General features: G+C 68.8%; 13 protein-coding genes. 9 read left to right on the top strand and 4 right to left on the bottom strand.

Features of this window, described 5'->3' with window-relative positions; all coding sequences use genetic code 11:
* Positions 1-58: 58 nt before the first annotated feature.
* Positions 59-2020: a hypothetical protein gene (locus tag ABZ386_RS03605; protein WP_358963448.1), complete on the bottom strand. Its 1962-nt coding sequence runs from the start codon at positions 2018-2020 to the stop codon at positions 59-61.
* A gap of 146 nt (positions 2021-2166) precedes the next feature.
* The gene (locus ABZ386_RS03610) at positions 2167-2376 is read right to left on the bottom strand and encodes a hypothetical protein (protein ID WP_351332047.1); all 210 of its coding nucleotides are present in this window, start codon (positions 2374-2376) and stop codon (positions 2167-2169) included.
* A 132-nt stretch (positions 2377-2508) separates the two neighbouring features.
* On the opposite strand from ABZ386_RS03610, the gene ABZ386_RS03615 reads away from it, so the two are divergent.
* On the top strand, positions 2509-3483 hold the full coding sequence (locus tag ABZ386_RS03615) for a carbohydrate kinase family protein (protein WP_114251616.1): 975 nt from the start codon (positions 2509-2511) through the stop codon (positions 3481-3483).
* A gap of 60 nt (positions 3484-3543) precedes the next feature.
* On the opposite strand, the gene ABZ386_RS03620 is transcribed toward ABZ386_RS03615, so the two are convergent.
* Positions 3544-4923 (bottom strand): aminotransferase class V-fold PLP-dependent enzyme, encoded by a 1380-nt coding sequence (locus tag ABZ386_RS03620; RefSeq protein WP_358963450.1) that lies wholly within the window; start codon positions 4921-4923, stop codon positions 3544-3546.
* A 287-nt stretch (positions 4924-5210) separates the two neighbouring features.
* Here ABZ386_RS03620 and coxB point away from each other — a divergent pair, with 287 nt between their 5' ends.
* The 4 genes from coxB (at position 5211) to ABZ386_RS03640 (ending at position 9692) form a co-directional block, all read left to right on the top strand.
* Positions 5211-6176, top strand: a complete 966-nt coding sequence (gene coxB, locus ABZ386_RS03625; RefSeq protein ID WP_351332041.1) for a cytochrome c oxidase subunit II — start codon at positions 5211-5213, stop codon at positions 6174-6176.
* Positions 6173-7909, top strand: a complete 1737-nt coding sequence (gene ctaD, locus ABZ386_RS03630; RefSeq protein ID WP_114251612.1) for a cytochrome c oxidase subunit I — start codon at positions 6173-6175, stop codon at positions 7907-7909. The genes coxB and ctaD overlap by 4 nt, the downstream gene beginning before the upstream one ends.
* On the top strand, positions 7906-8304 hold the full coding sequence (locus tag ABZ386_RS03635) for a cytochrome c oxidase subunit 4 (RefSeq protein ID WP_114251611.1): 399 nt from the start codon (positions 7906-7908) through the stop codon (positions 8302-8304). The genes ctaD and ABZ386_RS03635 overlap by 4 nt, the downstream gene beginning before the upstream one ends.
* Before the next feature lie 131 nt (positions 8305-8435).
* A complete protein-coding gene (locus tag ABZ386_RS03640; protein WP_358963453.1) occupies positions 8436-9692 on the top strand; it encodes an Ig-like domain-containing protein in 1257 nt (418 codons plus the stop codon).
* Between the two features lie 93 nt (positions 9693-9785).
* Here the strand turns inward: ABZ386_RS03640 and ABZ386_RS03645 are convergent, their stop codons facing one another.
* Complete coding sequence (locus ABZ386_RS03645) at positions 9786-10187, bottom strand: hypothetical protein (protein ID WP_031115829.1); 402 nt, start codon at positions 10185-10187, stop codon at positions 9786-9788.
* Positions 10188-10332: 145 nt separating this feature from the next.
* On the opposite strand from ABZ386_RS03645, the gene ABZ386_RS03650 reads away from it, so the two are divergent.
* The 4 genes from ABZ386_RS03650 to ABZ386_RS03665 all read left to right on the top strand — a co-directional run bounded on the left by ABZ386_RS03650 (position 10333) and on the right by ABZ386_RS03665 (position 14536).
* Positions 10333-10953 (top strand): heme-copper oxidase subunit III, encoded by a 621-nt coding sequence (locus ABZ386_RS03650; RefSeq protein ID WP_114251608.1) that lies wholly within the window; start codon positions 10333-10335, stop codon positions 10951-10953.
* A gap of 81 nt (positions 10954-11034) precedes the next feature.
* The gene (locus tag ABZ386_RS03655) at positions 11035-11847 is read left to right on the top strand and encodes a c-type cytochrome (RefSeq protein ID WP_351332030.1); all 813 of its coding nucleotides are present in this window, start codon (positions 11035-11037) and stop codon (positions 11845-11847) included.
* Positions 11844-12917, top strand: coding sequence for a Rieske 2Fe-2S domain-containing protein (locus ABZ386_RS03660; RefSeq protein WP_351332027.1), 1074 nt, complete (start codon positions 11844-11846; stop codon positions 12915-12917). Before ABZ386_RS03655 ends, ABZ386_RS03660 begins: the two co-directional genes overlap by 4 nt.
* Positions 12914-14536: a cytochrome bc complex cytochrome b subunit gene (locus ABZ386_RS03665; RefSeq protein ID WP_351332025.1), complete on the top strand. Its 1623-nt coding sequence runs from the start codon at positions 12914-12916 to the stop codon at positions 14534-14536. Before ABZ386_RS03660 ends, ABZ386_RS03665 begins: the two co-directional genes overlap by 4 nt.
* Positions 14537-14575 lie beyond the last annotated feature (39 nt).

Consider the following 14575-nt stretch of genomic DNA (forward strand, 5'->3'; position numbering starts at 1 on the left):
ATGACGAAGGCGGCGACCCCCTCCGACGGGGCCGCCGCCTTCGCCGTACCCGGTGGCGTTACCGCGAGCGCGTCGGGGGAGCCGGCAGCCGCGCGCCCTCCTTGGCCAGCGGAACCGCCTTGCCGTCCTCGCCGACGACCTTCCGGTCACCGAGCGGCTCGTCCAGCCGCACGGTCTCCTGGAACTGCTTGGCGATCATGATGCAGACCTTGTCCGGCCACGGCGTCGACGTCACCGTGACCGTCACCTCGTCGCCCCGCTCGCTCGCCTTCACGTCGTAGTCGGCGCACACCCCGCCCCCGAAGGTCACGGTCAGCTCCGAGCCCTCGGCCCGGTAGCCGTCCACCTTGACGTCACGCGGCTCGGGAGCCGACGTCGGCTTGTCACCCGGCCCGCTCGGCGTGGGGGAGGCCAGGAACTTCGGGTCGACCGCCGGGTACGTCACCGTGAACGGGTCCTTCGCGCCCGGCGCCGTCACCTCGAACAGCCACGACGGCACCAGCGCCTGACGGCCGTCCACGAAGTGCGCGGCCAGCCCGAACACCGCGTTCTCGACGGTGACGGTGTCCTGTGCCGGAGCGCCGCTCGGCGACGATCCGCAGGGCTGCTCCAGCCGGTCCTTGTGCGGCACGGCGCTGGCGCAGCCGCCTATGCCCATGCGGTGGTCGGCCTTCGGCCGCTCGTTCATCAGCTCCAGCGCCTTCCGGGCGCTGACCACGGGGTACGTGTCCCCCTTCACGGGGGCCGCGAGCTGGCCGCTGCCGCCGACGACCTCGCCGTCGGAACCGACCGTGACGCCGGTCGTCCAGCCGTGCGTGGGCAGACCGCCGACCTCGGGAGCGGCGTTCACCACCCGCTGGGCGCCCATGACCTGGCTCGCGTCCAGCTTCGCGTCATCCTGACCCACCGCCTTCAGTACGGGCGCCGCGGCCTGCTTCGCCGCCGCCTCGCTCACCGGGGTGCCGCCGCTCCCCGGAGCGGTGCAGGCGTCCGTGCCCTTGCAGTTGTCCGTGCCCGGCGCGTACCGGCTGAACGTCCAGGTCCCCGGCGCCTCCCTGTTCACGGAGAGACTCGGGCCCGAACCGTCCCGGCCGGCCCCGACCTTCCAGGCCTCGCCCTGGACCACCGGCGTCCCCTCGACCCCGAGGGCCTTCGCCAGCCGGGCCACGGCCTCCTTGGTGACCTCGCCCCGCACCCGGTACACCGGGGCCTCGCCGGGACCGCCCGGCAGCGTGCCGTCGACCCGGTAGGTGGCGCCGTAGGGGTTGGGCTCACCGGGTGCGATGCCGTTGCCGCCGCCCTCGGAGTAGCCGTCGAGCGCGAGCGGCGGGGGAGTGCCGTCCCCGCCGGGCGCGCCGGACGTCGTCCCCCCGCCCGACCCACCGGACGCGTTGGCGGCGAGCCAGGCCCCGCCACCGCCGATCAGCAGCACGGCGGCGGCGACGGAGGCGATGATCGCGGGGGTCCGGGAACGCCCGCCACCGTGACCGACCAGGACCTCGTGGTCGCGGGGGAGGTCGCTGTCCGACGCGGGAGGATTGTCCGGGGCCGCGTCGTCCCCGGCCGTGCCGTCCTCCGTCGGCTCCGCCTGCGAGACCGGCGTGCCGTCAGGCGAGGTGGCGGAAGCCGCTGCGGGCTTGGAGCCTTCTACGGCCTTGTCGGAAGCGTCTGCGGCTGTGTCGGAAACCTCTGCTTTGTCGGAAACGTCTGCGGCTGTGCCGGAAACCTCTGCTTTGTCGGAAGCGTCTGCGGTCTCGTCGGCGTGGCTGGATCCTTCACTGCCGGCTTCGTCGGACTTGTCGGCCTCTTCAGAACCGCGAGCCTCGGCAGCACCACCGGCCTCCTCCGAATCCCCGGCCTTGTCAGCCCCGGCAGACTCCGCGGCCCCCGCCGACGCCCCGGCCTTCGCCGAAGCCCCGGCGTCGGCCGAGCCCCGCGCCCCGGCCTCCGGGGCGTCGGCCGTGCCGGCGCCGCCCGATTCCGTGGCCTCGTCGTCGTTGTCGGGTCGCTCGGTGTTCACCGCATCGCTCCTTCGGCTGCACAGCTGTCCCATGGGACCCGGCCCGGTCGGATTCGGGCCGCTGGTGGGTCGTATCCCGCCTCCCCTTTACGGGGGACAGCGATGGGACGCAGCGGGGGAGCACACGGTTCCCGGGCGTGCGCCGCTCAGTCGCCGTAGTCCGACATGGCGTCCAGCAGCCGGGCCGACGCCGGGGGTACGGTCACGCCGTGGATCAGGGCGGGGGAGACCGGCCGGGCGGCGCCCCGGTCGGGAACCGCCCAGTGCGGAGCCATCCGGGCCCCGTCACCCGGCAGCGACACGAGGTCGCCTTCGAAATCGACGGGAACGGGGGCCTGGACCTCGAGGTTCGTCATAACGGCACCGTATGCACGGTCGAGCCGACGGAGAAAGATCTACTATCGGGTAGTTTCGTTGCCTTCAGAGCGGCCCCGCCCACCCGATAGCGTGAAGTGTCAAGGTCCGCCTCCCTCAGGAGAATCCACGCCGTGCGCATCGCAGTCACCGGCTCCATCGCCACCGACCACCTCATGACCTTCCCCGGCCGCTTCGCCGACCAGCTCGTAGCGGACCAGCTGCACACGGTCTCGCTGTCGTTCCTGGTCGACAAGCTCGACGTCCGCCGCGGCGGCGTCGCCGCGAACATCGCGTTCGGCATGGGACAGCTCGGCACCCGGCCGATCCTGGTCGGCGCCGCCGGCGCGGACTTCGACGAGTACCGCGCCTGGCTGGAGCGGCACGGCGTCGACACCGACTCCGTCCGCATCTCCGACACGCTGCACACGGCCCGCTTCGTGTGCACGACCGACGCCGACCACAACCAGATCGGCTCGTTCTACACGGGCGCCATGAGCGAGGCTCGCCTCATCGAGCTGAAGACCGTCGCCGACCGGGTCGGCGGCCTCGACCTGGTCTCCATCGGCGCGGACGACCCGGAGGCCATGCTCCGCCACACCGAGGAGTGCCGCTCCCGGTCCATCCCGTTCGCCGCCGACTTCTCCCAGCAGATCGCCCGTATGGACGGCGAGGAGATCCGCATCCTGCTGGACGGGGCGACGTACCTCTTCTCCAACGAGTACGAGAAGGGCCTCATCGAGTCCAAGACCGGCTGGAGCGACGCCGAGATCCTCTCCCGGGTCGGCCACCGCGTGACCACGCTCGGCGCGCGCGGCGTGCGCATCGAGCGGGCCGGCGAGGACCCGATCGAGGTCGGCACGCCGGACGAGGAGCGCAAGGCCGACCCGACCGGTGTCGGCGACGCCTTCCGCGCCGGGTTCCTCTCGGGTCTGGCCTGGGGCGTCTCCCTGGAGCGGGCCGCGCAGGTCGGCTGCATGCTGGCGACGCTCGTCATCGAGACGGTGGGGACGCAGGAGTACCAGTTGCGGCGCGGGCATTTCATGGAGCGGTTCACCAAGGCGTACGGGGACGAGGCGGCGGCGGAGGTTCAGGCGCACCTGTCCTGACCGTCGTCGTGTGCGGGTGCGTGGGGGCTGGTCGCGCAGTTCCCCGCGCCCCTGAGTTACTCAGGTCGCTCGGCGGATCAAATATGCGGTTCCTTGGTCCGCCGGCTCTTCCCCCACGTACTCCTGGTTCCTCATCTCGCACCACGCCGGAATGTCCAGGCGGGCCGCCTCGTCGTCCGACAGCACCCGGACCAGGCCGCCCACCGGCACATCGCCGATGACCTTCGCCAGCTCGATCACCGGAATCGGGCAGCGCTTGCCGAGGGAGTCCACGACCAGCACGTCGGCCTCCCGCACCACCGCATCCGAAACCGGCGCGCCCAACTTCTCCCGCACCGCCGCCACCGCCCCGGGCAGCACCTCCAGGAACCTCTCCACGTCCTCCCCGGCCACCCCCGCCGGTAGCGAAACCCGCACATTCCCCTCACTCAGCACGCCCATCGCCCGCAGCACATGGCTCGGCGTCAGCGTGCTGCTCGTGCAGGACGAACCGGACGAGACGGAGAAACCCTCCCGGTCCAGCTCGTGCAGCAGCGCCTCCCCGTCGACATAGAGACAGGAGAAGGTGACCACCCCGGGCAGCCGGCGCACCGGATCGCCGACCACCTCCACGTCGGGCACCAGCCGCGGCACCCGAGCCCGGATCCGCTCCGTCAGCTCCCGCAGCCGCACGGCCTCCGCCGCCGCCTCGGCCCGCACCGCCCGCAGGGAGGCCGCCGCCGCCACGATCGCCGGGATGTTCTCGAAACCGGCCGCCCGACCCGACTCCCGCTCGTCCGCCGGACCTTGCGGGGCGAATCGCACACCCTTGCGGACGACGAGCAATCCGACCCCGGACGGCCCGCCCCACTTGTGGGCGCTCCCCGTCAGCAACGACCAGTCCCCGTCCACCGGCCCCCACCCCAGCGACTGCGCCGCGTCCACCAGCAGCGGCACCCCGGCCTCCCGGCACAGCCCGGCCACCTCGGCGACCGGCTGCTCGGTCCCCACCTCGTGGTTGGCCGACTGCAGACACGCCAGCGCGGTGTCCGCGCGCAGGGCTTCGCCATAGGCCGCCGGGTCCACCAGGCCGGCGCGATTCACCCCGACCTGGGTGACGGTCCCGCCCTCCGCCTCGAGGAGCTCCGCCGAATGCAGTACCGAGGAGTGTTCGACCGCTGACACGATCAGGTGGCGCCCGACCCGCCGCCGCCCGGCCAGGGCCCCCGCAATGCCCGTATGCACGGCACGGGTTCCGGACGAGGTGAAGGCCAGCTCGTCCGGCCGGCACCCCACCGCCTCGGCGGCGGCCTCCCGCGCCGCGTCCAGCAGCACCCGGGCCCGCCGCCCCTCCCTGTACAGCCGCGCGGGATCCGCCCACCCCTCGTCGAGCGAGGCCAGCAGGGCCTGCCGGGCAACAGGATGAAGCGGAGCAGCGGAAGCAGCATCGAAGTAGGCCACACAGCAACGCTAGAACGCCGAGCGGGTCAGCGTCCCCAAGGGGCGCGGGGCTGTGACATATGCGGCTCCGCCGCGGGGCGCGAACAACCGCAAACAACCCGCAGCCGCCAATTCAGCGAACCCCCCGGGTGAGTAGGCACCCCTCCCCGAGAACCCCCGGAGGGCGTCGGCTAGGGTTTGGTCCGCATAAACATCCAAACCCCTGCCCGACGCAGGGCGGCGACCGACCAGCGAGAAGGCCAGGCCGCAGCCGATCCGCGCGGGCGAGACTCTCGGGAAGGCGCTACGTGAGTCCCAACGGCTCCGACCGCTCGCCGCGGCGCCCGATGCGGCGGAAGCTGCTGCAGGCACTGACCGCGGGCCTGGTCTTGGCGACAGCCACCGGTTGCTCGTACAACTGGGAAGACTTCCCCCGCCTTGGTATGCCCACCCCGACCACGGAAGAGGCTCCGCGGATCCTCTCCCTGTGGCAGGGGTCCTGGGCGGCTGCGCTCGCCGTCGGCGTGCTGGTGTGGGGTCTGATCCTGTGGAGTGCTTTCTTCCACCGGCGCAGCCGCACCAAGGTCGAGGTTCCTCCGCAGACCCGGTACAACATGCCCATCGAGGCGCTGTACACGGTCGTCCCGCTCATCATCGTCTCGGTGCTGTTCTACTTCACCGCCCGCGACGAGTCCGAGCTGCTCAGCCTCAAGAAGAAGCCCGACGTCACGGTGAACGTGGTCGGCTTCCAGTGGAGCTGGTGCTTCAACTACATCGAGCCGGTCGCCGGTTCCACGGGTGACGCCAAGAAGTCCCCGGAGCTCGACGCGATCCCCGACCGGTTCAAGGACGACTTCCCGGCAGGCGCCGGCGGCGTCTACGACTGCGGTACCCCCGGCACCCGGAACCCGCAGACCAACAACCCGGGCCCGACGCTGTGGCTGCCCAAGGGCAAGACGGTCCGCTTCGTGCTGACCTCGCGTGACGTCATCCACTCCTTCTGGGTGGTGCCGTTCCTGATGAAGCAGGACGTCATCCCGGGCCACACCAACGCCTTCGAGGTGACCCCCAACAAGGAGGGCACCTTCCTGGGCAAGTGCGCCGAGCTCTGCGGCGTCGACCACTCTCGGATGCTGTTCAACGTGAAGGTGGTCTCCCCCGAGCGCTACGAGCAGCACCTCAAGGACCTCGTGGACAAGCAGCAGACCGGTTACGTTCCCGCCGGCATCGCGCAGACGAGCCACGAGAAGAACCGGGAGACGAACAACCTGTGAGCATCCTCAACGAACCCCAGGGTGCCGCGGCAGCAGGGTCCCACTACGAGGACGAGTTGCCGGTCCGGCGCCAGAACCGCGGCAGTGTCGTGGTCAAGTGGCTGACGACGACGGACCACAAGACGATCGGCACGCTGTACCTGGCGACGTCGTTCGCGTTCTTCGTCATCGGTGGCGTGATGGCGCTGTTCATGCGCGCCGAACTCGCCCGGCCTGGTCTGCAGATCATGTCGAACGAGCAGTTCAACCAGGCGTTCACGATGCACGGCACGATCATGCTGCTGATGTTCGCGACGCCGCTGTTCGCCGGCTTCGCGAACTGGATCATGCCGCTGCAGATCGGCGCGCCGGACGTGGCGTTCCCGCGGCTGAACATGTTCGCCTACTGGCTGTACCTGTTCGGCTCGCTGATCGCGGTGGGCGGCTTCCTCACGCCGCAGGGCGCGGCCGACTTCGGCTGGTTCGCCTACAGCCCGCTCTCGGACGCGGTCCGCTCCCCGGGCATCGGCGCCGACATGTGGATCATGGGTCTGGCCTTCTCCGGCTTCGGCACCATCCTCGGCTCGGTCAACTTCATCACCACGATCATCTGCATGCGCGCCCCGGGCATGACGATGTTCCGCATGCCGATCTTCACCTGGAACGTGCTGCTGACCGGTGTGCTGGTCCTGCTCGCCTTCCCGGTCCTGGCCGCGGCCCTGTTCGCCCTGGAGGCGGACCGCAAGTTCGGCGCCCACGTCTTCGACTCCGCCAACGGCGGCGCGTTGCTGTGGCAACACCTCTTCTGGTTCTTCGGCCATCCAGAGGTGTACATCATCGCCCTACCGTTCTTCGGGATCATTTCCGAGGTCATTCCGGTCTTCTCCCGCAAGCCGATGTTCGGTTACACGGGTCTGATCGGCGCGACCATCGCGATCGCGGGCCTGTCCGTGACGGTGTGGGCGCACCACATGTACGTCACCGGCGGTGTGCTGCTGCCGTTCTTCTCCTTCATGACGTTCCTCATCGCGGTCCCGACCGGTGTGAAGTTCTTCAACTGGATCGGCACGATGTGGAAGGGCTCGCTGTCCTTCGAGACGCCGATGCTCTGGGCGACCGGCTTCCTGATCACCTTCACCTTCGGTGGTCTGACCGGTGTCATCCTGGCCTCGCCGCCGATGGACTTCCACGTCTCCGACTCGTACTTCGTGGTGGCCCACTTCCACTACGTCGTCTTCGGCACCGTGGTCTTCGCGATGTTCTCCGGCTTCCACTTCTGGTGGCCGAAGTGGACCGGCAAGATGCTCGACGAGCGCCTCGGCAAGATCACGTTCTGGACGCTGTTCATCGGCTTCCACGGCACGTTCCTGGTCCAGCACTGGCTGGGCGCCGAGGGCATGCCGCGCCGGTACGCCGACTACCTGGCGGCCGACGGCTTCACCGCGCTGAACACGATCTCGACGATCAGCTCGTTCCTGCTCGGCATGTCGATCCTGCCGTTCTTCTACAACGTGTGGAAGACGGCCAAGTACGGCAAGCCGGTCGGCGTCGACGACCCGTGGGGCTACGGCCGCTCCCTGGAGTGGGCCACCTCCTGCCCGCCGCCGCGGCACAACTTCATCACCATGCCGCGGATCCGCAGTGAATCCCCGGCGTTCGACCTGCACCACCCGGAGATCGCCGCCCTCGACCAGCTCGAGAACGTGGGCCACGGCGACAAGGCTCTGGCTGGCGGCAAGGAGGCCGGCAAGTGAAGATCCAGGGCAAGATGTTCATGTGGCTGAGCGCCTTCGTGCTCGTCATGGCGGTCGTCTATGGCGTGTGGTCGAAGGAGCCGGCCGGCACCACGGCCCTCTTCCTGACCTTCGGCCTGTGCATCATGATCGGCTTCTACCTCGGCTTCACGGCCAAGCGGGTCGACGTGGGTCCCCAGGACAACAAGGAGGCGGACGTCGCGGACGACGCCGGCGAGGTCGGGTTCTTCAGCCCGCACAGCTGGCAGCCGCTCTCCCTGGCCATCGGCGGCGCCCTGGCCTTCCTGTCGATCGCGATCGGCTGGTGGCTGATGTACTTCTCGCTGCCGATCATCCTGATCGGCATCTGGGGCTGGGTCTTCGAGTACTACCGCGGTGAGAACCGCACCCAGTAACACGCGCCGAGCGCTTCAGGGGCCCGGACACTCCGAGAGGAGCGTCCGGGCCCCTGCTTCTGCCGCAATCCATGTCACTCGTACGAGTCGCTCGGCGTGCCGCCGTTGACGCGGCTTCCTAGCGTGAGGTCATGAGCCTCACAGTGATCTCCCGCCCCCGCACCGTCGTCAGCTGCACGCTGCTGGTGATAACCCTCTGCGCGGGCGTCACCGCCTGCGGCTCCGACGGCAACCCGCTCTCCGCCCGCCCCTACGACGCGGCGGACCAGATCTCCGTCAACGCCCCCTCCGGGGGCCGCAAGAAGGCCGACCCGGACAAGCCCCTGGAAGTGGTCGCCGAGGACTCCGACGGGCGCATCACGGACGTCACGGCCTACGACGCCGCCGGACGCCACGTGGCCGGCGAACTCGCCGCCGACGGAGGCCGCTGGCACAGCATCTCACCGCTCGCCGCCAACGCCAGCTACACGGTCCGCGTGAGCACCGAGGACGAGGACGGGGCGCCCGGCCGCAAGGTCCTCACCTTCGACACGGGCAGGCCCACCACCAAGAAGCGCCTGGACGTCACCTTCGGCCCCAAGAAGGGCACCTACGGCGTCGGCCAGCCCATCACGGCCGAGCTGAGCCAGCCCGTCAAGGACCGCGCCCAGCGGGCCGTCGTCGAACGCGCCCTCAAGGTCTCCTCCACGCCCGCCACGGACGGTGCCTGGCACTGGGTGGACGACAAGAAGCTCCACTACCGCCCGAAGGAGTACTGGCCCGCGCAGGCCACCATCCAGGTCCGCAGCAACCTGCCGGGCATCAAGATCGGCGACCGCATGTGGGGCGGCAAGGCCAAACCCCTGACCATCACCACGGCCGACAAGGTCATCGCCGTCACGGACGCCGCCGCCCACCAGATGACCGTCTACAAGAACGACGAGATCGTCCGGCAGATACCGGTCACCACCGGCATGCCCGGCTACGACACGCGCAACGGCGTCAAGGTCGTCCTGGCCAAGGAGGGCACCGTCCGCATGACCAGCGCCAGCATCGGCGCCTCGGACTTCTACGACCTGATCGTGCACCACTCGGTGCGCGTCACCAACAGCGGCGAGTACGTCCACGCGGCCCCCTGGTCCGTGGGCTCCCAGGGCTACGCCAACGTCAGCCACGGCTGCACCGGCATGAGCACCGAGAACGCCGCGTGGTTCTACGAGAACGTCCGCGAGGGCGACATCGTCAAGGTCATCAACTCCGCCGGCGACACGATGGCCCCCTTCGGCAACGGCTTCGGCGACTGGAACCTCGACTGGAGCAAGTGGCGCACCGGCAGCGCCCTCATGGGCGGCACCCCCGAGGGCCCCACACCAGCGGACAGAGCCCGGCTGAGACCGCAGAGCGTCTGACCGCCCTCAGGGTCACGTCCTCAGGGGCGCGGGGAACTGCGCGACAAGCCACAGACCACCCGCACCCGCCCACGAACAGGCAATCCCGGGCTCCTAGGCGTTCAAAGCCGCCCTCTCCCGCAACAGCGAAGCCAACGCCGCGGCGAACTCCACCGGCTCCACCGGCAACGTCACCGCCGCCTCCGCACGGCTCCACGTCGCCAGCCACGCATCCTGCGGCCGCCCGATCAGCAACAGCACCGGAGGACAGTCGAAGATCTCGTCCTTGATCTGCCGGCAGACCCCCATGCCGCCCATCGGCACGGCCTCCCCGTCCAGCACACAGACGTCGATCCCGCCCCGGTCCAGCTCCTTGATCACCGCCGCCGGGGTCGCGCACTCCACGAACTCCACCACCGGGACGTCCGGAGCCGGCCGTCGGCCGGTCGCGAGCCGCACCTGCTCGCGGGTGTTGGAGTCGTCGCTGTAGACCAGCACCGTGGCGGTCGGCTGCATTGTTCCTCCGTGACGTCAGCGTCGTAAGGACAGGCCCGTTGGGCCGGATGCTACTCCCTTGAACACCACGTCAACAGCGGTACGACCGGCTTAGACACTCCGAACGGCACCCCCCGGAGTGAGGGCGGGATAAGCGACCGACATAATGTCGGTCGTGGCGACAGCAACGACAGTAGAAACCGGGCACGCGCACCCGTCGGTCAACCGGCCGAACCTCACCAGCGTCGGAACCATCATCTGGCTGAGTTCCGAGCTGATGTTCTTCGCGGCCCTCTTCGCGATGTACTTCACCCTGCGATCGGTGACGGGTCCCGATCACTGGAAGGAGATGGCGAGCCATCTCAACTTCCCGTTCTCGGCGACGAACACCACCATCCTGGTGCTCTCCTCCCTCACCTGCCAGCTCGGCGTCTTCGCCGCCGAGCGCGGTGACGTGAAGAAGCTGCGGATGTGGTTCATCGTCACCTTCATCATGGGCGCGATCTTCATCGGCGGTCAGGTCTTCGAGTACACGGAGCTGGTCAAGGAGGCGGGCCTGTCCCTCTCCTCCGACCCGTACGGCTCGGTCTTCTACCTGACCACCGGCTTCCACGGCCTGCACGTGACGGGCGGACTCATCGCCTTCCTGCTGGTCCTGGGCCGGACGTACGCGGCCCGGAGGTTCACCCACGAGCAGGCGACCGCCGCGATCGTCGTGTCCTACTACTGGCACTTCGTCGATGTCGTCTGGATCGGCCTCTTCGCCACGATCTACATGATCAAGTAGCAGGGCCAGCATCCGCCGGCGCCCGACGAGGCGCGCATCCCAGAAGCATCGACGCAGAAGATCCTGACACCGGGGTAATCCGTGAAAAAGCTCTCCGCACGACGACGCCATCCGATGGCGGCGCTCGTCGTCCTACTCCTCGCGCTGGTCTTCAGCGGGGGGCTGTACGCCGTGTTCGCACCCACGAGCAAGGCCGAGGCCGACACAACCGCCCAGTCCCTCGCCATCGAGGAGGGCAAGAAGCTCTACTCGGTCGGCTGCGCCAGTTGCCACGGCACCGGCGGTCAGGGCACCTCCGACGGCCCGAGCCTGGTGGGTGTGGGCGCCGCGTCCGTCGACTTCCAGGTGGGCACCGGCCGTATGCCGGCCGCCACCTCCCAGGGCCCGCAGGTCCCGAAGAAGAAGAACATCTACACCCAGGCCGAGATCGACCAGCTGGCGGCGTTCATCGCCTCGCTGGGCGCTGGTCCGTCCATCCCGACGGAGGACCAGTACAGCCCCGAGGGCGCCGACATCGCCAAGGGCGGTGAGCTCTTCCGGACCAACTGCGCGCAGTGCCACAACTTCACGGGCAAGGGTGGCGCCCTGACGCACGGCAAGTTCGCTCCCACCCTGGAGGGCGTCGAGCCGAAGCACATCTACGAGGCCATGCAGACCGGCCCGCAGAACATGCCGTCCTTCCCCGACACCACGCTGTCGGAGAAGAACAAGAAGGACATCATCGCGTACCTCGACGCGGTCAACAGCGAGAAGACCGAGAGCCCCGGCGGCCTCGAACTGGGCGGTCTGGGACCGGTCAGTGAGGGCCTCTTCGGCTGGATCTTCGGTCTCGGCGGACTGATCGCCGTCGCCGTGTGGGTCGCCGCCCGGACCGCAAAGGCCAAGAAGTCATGAGTAGCCAAGACATTCCAGAAGAGAACCTGCCTGCCGAGCAGGCCGCAGGGCATGACGAGCACGGGCACGGCGCGGTGAGCGTCGCGGACGAGAAGCACCCGTTCGCCGACCCGGGTCTGCCTCCCCACGAGCACCGGATCCAGGACATCGACGAGCGGGCCGCCAAGCGGTCCGAGCGCTCGGTCGCCCTGATGTTCACGGTGTCGATGCTGGCGACCATCGGCTTCATCGCCGCGTTCGTGGCGATCCCGGTCGACAAGTCGGTCTACATCTTCCCGCTCGGCCACATCAGCGCCCTGAACTTCGCGCTGGGCATGACGCTCGGCATCGCGCTGTTCTGCATCGGCGCGGGCGCGGTCCACTGGTCCCGCACCCTGATGTCGGACGTGGAGATCGCCGACGAGCGGCACCCGATCGAGGCGGAGCCCGAGGTCCGCGAGAAGGTCTTCGCGGACTTCAAGCAGGGCACCAAGGAGTCGGCGCTCGGCCGCCGCAAGCTGATCCGCAACACCATGCTCGGCGCGCTCACGCTGGTGCCGCTCTCCGGCGTCGTGCTGCTGCGCGACCTCGGCCCGCTGCCCGGCACCAAGCTCCGCCACACGCTGTGGTCCAAGGGCAAGCTGCTCGTGAACATGAACACGAACCAGCCGCTGCGTCCCTCGGACGTCGCGGTCGGTTCGCTGACCTTCGCCAAGCCCGAGGGCCTGGAGGAGCACGACCACGAGTTCCAGAACGAGATCGCCAAGGCCGCCCTGATGATCGTCCGGATCCAGCCGGAGAACATCAAGGACAAGCGCGAGCTCGAGTGGTCGCACGAGGGCATCGTCGCGTACTCGAAGATCTGCACCCACGTCGGCTGCCCGATCTCCCTGTACGAGCAGCAGACGCACCACGTGCTCTGCCCCTGCCACCAGTCCACCTTCGACCTCTCCGACGGTGCCCGAGTGATCTTCGGTCCCGCCGGTCACGCCCTGCCGCAGCTCCGCATCGGCGTGAACGACGAGGGCTACCTCGAGGCGCTCGGCGACTTCGAAGAGCCCGTCGGCCCTGCTTTCTGGGAGCGCGGATGAGCACTGCACAAGAACGTCGCAAGGCGCCCGCGGGTGAGCGGGTGGCCGACTGGGCCGACGGCCGTCTGGGGATCTACTCCCTGGCCAAGGCCAACATGCGCAAGATCTTCCCGGACCACTGGTCCTTCATGCTGGGCGAGATCTGCCTCTACAGCTTCATCATCATCATCCTCACGGGTGTGTACCTGACGCTGTTCTTCCACCCGTCGATGAACGAGGTGGAGTACCACGGCAGTTACGTCCCGCTCCAGGGGCAGCTGATGTCGGAGGCGTTCGCCTCCACGCTGGACATCAGCTTCGACGTCCGCGGCGGTCTGCTCATCCGGCAGATCCACCACTGGGCGGCGATCATCTTCCTCGCCGGCATGTTCGTGCACATGATGCGCGTCTTCTTCACCGGCGCGTTCCGCAAGCCGCGCGAGATCAACTGGCTGTTCGGCTTCCTGCTGTTCGTCCTGGGCATGTTCACCGGTTTCACCGGCTACTCGCTCCCGGACGACCTGCTCTCCGGCACCGGTGTCCGCTTCACGCAGGGCGCGATCCTGTCCGTGCCGATCGTCGGCACGTACATCTCGATGTTCCTGTTCGGCGGGGAGTTCCCGGGCACCGACTTCGTCGCCCGGTTCTACTCGATCCACATCCTGCTGCTGCCGGGCATCATGCTCGGGCTCGTGGTCGGCCACCTGATCCTGGTCTTCTACCACAAGCACACCCAGTTCGCGGGTCCCGGCCGCACCAACAAGAACGTCGTCGGCATGCCGCTGCTGCCGGTCTACATGGCCAAGGCCGGAGGCTTCTTCTTCCTGGTCTTCGGTGTCATCGCGGCCCTCGCCGGCATCGCGACCGTCAACCCGATCTGGGTCCTCGGCCCCTACCGTCCCGACCAGGTGTCGACCGGTGCCCAGCCCGACTGGTACATGGGCTTCGCCGAGGGTCTGGTCCGCGCCATGCCCGGCTGGGAGATCAACTTCTGGGGTCACACGCTCGTCCTGGGCGTGTTCATCCCGCTGGTCCTCTTCGGCCTGTTCCTCGCGATCATCGCCCTGTACCCGTTCATCGAGTCGTGGGTCACCGGCGACAAGCGCGAGCACCACATCCTGGACCGGCCGCGCAACGCCCCGACGCGCACCGCCTTCGGTGTCGCCTGGGTCACCGGCTACATGATCATGCTGATCGGCGGTGGCAACGACATCGTCGCCACGCACTTCCACCTGTCGATCAACGCGGTCACCTGGTTCGTCCGGATCGGGTTCTTCGTCGGACCGGTCATCGCCTTCATCATCACCAAGCGGATCTGCCTCGGCCTGCAGCGCCGGGACAAGGACAAGGTGCTGCACGGCCGCGAGTCGGGCATCATCAAGCGCCTGCCGCACGGTGAGTTCATCGAGGTGCACGAGCCGCTCAGCCAGGAGCAGCTGTACACGCTCACCGCGCACGAGCAGTACCAGCCGGTCGAGCTCGGCCCGACGGTCGACGAGAACGGTGTCGAGCGCAAGGTGAAGGGCTCCGAGAAGCTGCGCGCCAAGCTCAGCGACGCCTATTACGGCGAGGGCGCCCAGATCCCGAAGCCCACCGCCGAGGAGTACCGGGAGATCACGAGCGGCCACGGCCACCACTGATCACTGCTTCGCCACGCCACAGAAGGGCCCCGTCCGGTG

It is taken from the genome of Streptomyces sp. NPDC006140 (assembly GCF_040628815.1).
In the GTDB taxonomy this organism is placed as follows: Bacteria; Actinomycetota; Actinomycetes; order Streptomycetales; family Streptomycetaceae; genus Streptomyces.

Excerpts from the sequence above, each read along its gene's own strand:
- ABZ386_RS03610 (WP_351332047.1), bottom strand. The coding sequence starts at position 2,376 with ATGACGAACCTCGAGGTCCAGGCCCCCGTTCCCGTCGATTTCGAAGGC.
- ABZ386_RS03640 (WP_358963453.1), top strand. The coding sequence starts at position 8,436 with ATGAGCCTCACAGTGATCTCCCGCCCCCGCACCGTCGTCAGCTGCACG.
- ABZ386_RS03645 (WP_031115829.1), bottom strand. The coding sequence starts at position 10,187 with ATGCAGCCGACCGCCACGGTGCTGGTCTACAGCGACGACTCCAACACC.
- ABZ386_RS03650 (WP_114251608.1), top strand. The coding sequence starts at position 10,333 with ATGTCGGTCGTGGCGACAGCAACGACAGTAGAAACCGGGCACGCGCAC.
- ABZ386_RS03660 (WP_351332027.1), top strand. The coding sequence starts at position 11,844 with ATGAGTAGCCAAGACATTCCAGAAGAGAACCTGCCTGCCGAGCAGGCC.
- ABZ386_RS03665 (WP_351332025.1), top strand. The coding sequence starts at position 12,914 with ATGAGCACTGCACAAGAACGTCGCAAGGCGCCCGCGGGTGAGCGGGTG.